General features: G+C 69.3%; 2 protein-coding genes and 1 pseudogene. 2 read left to right on the top strand and 1 reads right to left on the bottom strand.

Features of this window, described 5'->3' with window-relative positions; all coding sequences use genetic code 11:
• Positions 1-111 precede the first annotated feature (111 nt).
• The gene (locus AB0O00_RS33435) at positions 112-312 is read right to left on the bottom strand and encodes a hypothetical protein (RefSeq protein ID WP_363658249.1); all 201 of its coding nucleotides are present in this window, start codon (positions 310-312) and stop codon (positions 112-114) included.
• 338 nt (positions 313-650) lie between these two features.
• Here AB0O00_RS33435 and AB0O00_RS33440 point away from each other — a divergent pair, with 338 nt between their 5' ends.
• Together AB0O00_RS33440 and AB0O00_RS33445 are read left to right on the top strand one after the other, a co-directional pair.
• Positions 651-2,909, top strand: coding sequence for a hypothetical protein (locus tag AB0O00_RS33440; RefSeq protein WP_363658251.1), 2,259 nt, complete (start codon positions 651-653; stop codon positions 2,907-2,909).
• 40 nt (positions 2,910-2,949) lie between these two features.
• A pseudogene (locus AB0O00_RS33445) lies at positions 2,950-3,081 on the top strand (IS5/IS1182 family transposase); the annotation flags it as partial.
• Positions 3,082-3,293: the final 212 nt, after the last annotated feature.

The raw sequence follows: 3,293 nt of genomic DNA on the forward strand, positions 1-3,293 counted from the left end.
GCCGCCGCGGGGGGCCGCGGGCGGCCGCTGCGAATTCGATAACCCGGAACACCGCTGATCCCTCGCGCCTTTTGCCCGCAATCGCGGCGACGGGTGTCGCTTCGACAGCGGTTACAGCTCCCGTGAGCGCCGCGACGGCCTCAGTCGGAGACCGAACATCCCCGCGACGATGGTCGCCAGGACCGGCACGTTCGGGCTCAGGTGCGGCGATCGGATCACCAGGAGGATGACCACGATCACGACCGCGGCCCGGGCTTCGTGGGTCGCGTCCGCGAGGGGGCGGCGGCGGTGGTGGTGGTTGGGGTCGCACATGGTTGGTCCTTTTGTAAGGCCCGGCTTTGCCGGGCGGTGGGTCCGCTGCTAGCGGTGTTCCCAGCGTGGGAGCAGCGGGAGGCGTTGCGGGAGCGGCAACGCGTTGACGTTCCGGGTGTCAACTCCACGTGTTGACGATTGGGGTGGCAACGGGCCTTTTGGCCTCTGGCGCGGGTGCCGATCAGGGACAGTGGTGGTGGATGCCGTTGTCCTGCGTGTTGGAGCCCGTTCACCGTTCACCGCGCAGGGCACTGAAGTTGACATTGAAGGACGGTGCAGTGGCTGAGGGCAGTACCCCGGGGACGTTGGTGGTCCGCGGAGACCTGGGGGTGGAGCGAGTGGACTTCGCGTCGCGTCTGCGGCCATTGTTCGACTCCTTGCGGGTGAGCTACCGGGTGTACGGGAAACGCAGGAACATCACGGCCTCGGCCATCTGCCGCTACCTGAGCGGCGAGAGGATCCCGACCCAGCGGTTCCTCGAGGACCTCTTCGAGGATCTGGCGGCCGCGGGCGCCCGGGTCGACGACGAGGAGCAGGCGACGCTGCTGCACCTGCGCCAGCGAGCCCTGAATGGCGGAGGACCCGTCCAGCAGACGCAGGCGCAGCTGGAGGAAGCTCAGCAGGAGGTTCGGGACTGTCTGGCGCGAGAATCGGAGCTGCAGGGGGCACTTCAGGCACGCGAGCAGGAACTGCGGGAGAATCAAGAGCAGTTAGACCGGCTCAGGCGAGAGCGCGGCTCCTCGGATCAAGCGGCGCAGCTGGCCTGGCAGTTGTCGCAGTATGAACGCGTCGAGGCCGAACGCGACAGGTTGCGCGATGAGGTGGACGAGCTGCGTGAGGAACTGTTCCGTGAACGGGACTGGCGGCTGCGACTGACCGAGCAGTGTCGACAGCTGATGTGGCAGCTCCTGGTGACCGAGCGGGTACCGGCTGCCGGAGGGCTCGTGTCCCTGCTGTCGAACGCCGAGAGCGCCTCGGTCGGCGAGTTGGTGGGCCTCGCTGCTGCAGCCGACGACCGGCAACTGGCGGTGGCCATGGAGCTGATCCGCTCGGCAGGCCGGCACAGGCCTCTCGGAGACGCGGTCGATCTGTTCGTCGCCCTGCACGAGGCCGGTCGGCCGCAGCAGGCGCAGGCGACACTCCCCGCGTCCGTCCTGGGCAGGACCGTCTCCGATGTGACCGAACTGATCGGCGCGTTCGCGGCGCGGGGGCTCGACGACTACACCGCGACAGTGATCCGGACCTGGGTGGAACTGCAGTCCTGGCCGGAGGTGGTGGAGCTGACCGTGCAGTTGCACAAGGCCGTTGAGGACCCGGAGCCCGGCGACACCGTGGCGATGGCCGCGGTCGCCGTCCGGAGCCCGGACGACGTGATCTCGCTGCTGCTGGAACTGAACCTACGGCGCGGCCTGTCCTCTACAGTTGGGCGCTGTCTGGACGTCATGGCGAAAGAACGCGAGATCGCCGCCCTCGTCGAAGTGGCGGATGGCCTTGAGGACGCGGGGCTGCCCGAGCTCTGTCGACGGCTGGTCGTGCTCGTCGTCCAGCAGCGTCGGTCGCAGGACACAGCCGAACTGCTGCGTCAACTGTCGCAGGGCCGACTGGCCTGGCTCGCCGATCAGATGTTCGACGAGCTCAATCGCTACGGGCAGCCGCGGACGATTGTCGCTGTGCTGTCGGGTCTGGGCTTCGCAGACGGTGCCGCGAGGATCCAGGCTGCCGCGGAGTATGCCGCGGAATTCCGGAGCGCAGCCGACGCGGCGGCATTGGTGCGGGGCTTCCGGGCGGTCGACCTCTCCGCGCACGCCGCACTGATCACGGGGAACTTCGTCCTCCTGCGCGCGCCCGAGGAGGTGACGCAGCTGATGCGCGCGCTGGACGCGCCCGGTGGCGAGTCCGCCGGTCGGTGTCTCGAGGAGGCCGAGCGGAGGATGACGGTCGACCAGATCCTGCGGATGGGCAGAAAGCTCTTCGCCACCGACCTTCGTGAGCATGGCTGCGAACTTCTCGCCCGGACTACTCGGAGTCGCCCGGCGGGAGTCGCCGCAGAACTGCTGGCCAAGCTGAGCGAGTTCCCGGACATCGCGGAGCCGGTCTTCGCGCGCACCGTTTGGGGGCTGTCCCTGCAAGCGGTCGCGGAGGTCATCGTGTCGCTGCGTTCGCGCCCTCGCCTCGACGTCGCGGACAGGCTGGTAAAGGTGACCGAGGAGCTGATTCCCGACTCTCGGGAAGCCTTGCGCGAGGAGGTCGAGGCTGCCCAGGAGCGTCGTGCGGCGAACCTTCGCCGGATGGGCGCAGGAGACATTTTCCAGCGCCAGCCGATCGACGCTGTACAGGAGCGACGCTATGCCGGCGCCGGACAGGAATGGCCCGAACCGGTGCCGGTATCGAAACCAGCACGGCGCTCCCGGGGCCGCCACGCCCTCCACCGGGCCAAGCCGAAGGAGCAGGAGATGAGGGACGAGAGCGTGGCCGACCTGCGGCGGACGGTCGAGAGGCTGGCTGCCGATCTGGCGGAGGCCCGGGAGCGGTTGGCCGTGGAGACCGTTCGTCGGCGGGCGGCCGAGGGCGGCCACTGCCAGTGCCAGGCCGTCTAAAGCTTGTTGCGGAAGGTCAATGGCGGGGCATTTCTCCTGTATGGGTGGGGTGCTGCGGGCTGACCCGGTGTGGGTGGAGACGTTCACAGGTCTGCGGGTGCGCCAGTTCGAGGGCCTGGTGCGGGTGGTGCGTGAGCGGGGCGGCAACGGGCCCGGTGGCGGACGGCCGTGGGTCGGTAGGCGGACAGCTCGCCCCCGTCGCAGTATCGCCCGCGGCTCCGGCGAACTGCACCCGCCCCGCCGCTGACCGGCGAAATTCGAGTCAAGGAGCCGGCCGGCTTCATCTCCGGGGAAGAGGGCGCCACAGCGCGGGCCGGCGCAGGCGCGGATGCGCTCGGCGGCGGGAGCCGGCCGGACCCCTGGCGGAAGCGGGTGGTGTCGATG

Source organism: Kitasatospora sp. NPDC093558 (assembly GCF_040683475.1).
Classification (GTDB): domain Bacteria; phylum Actinomycetota; class Actinomycetes; order Streptomycetales; family Streptomycetaceae; genus Kitasatospora.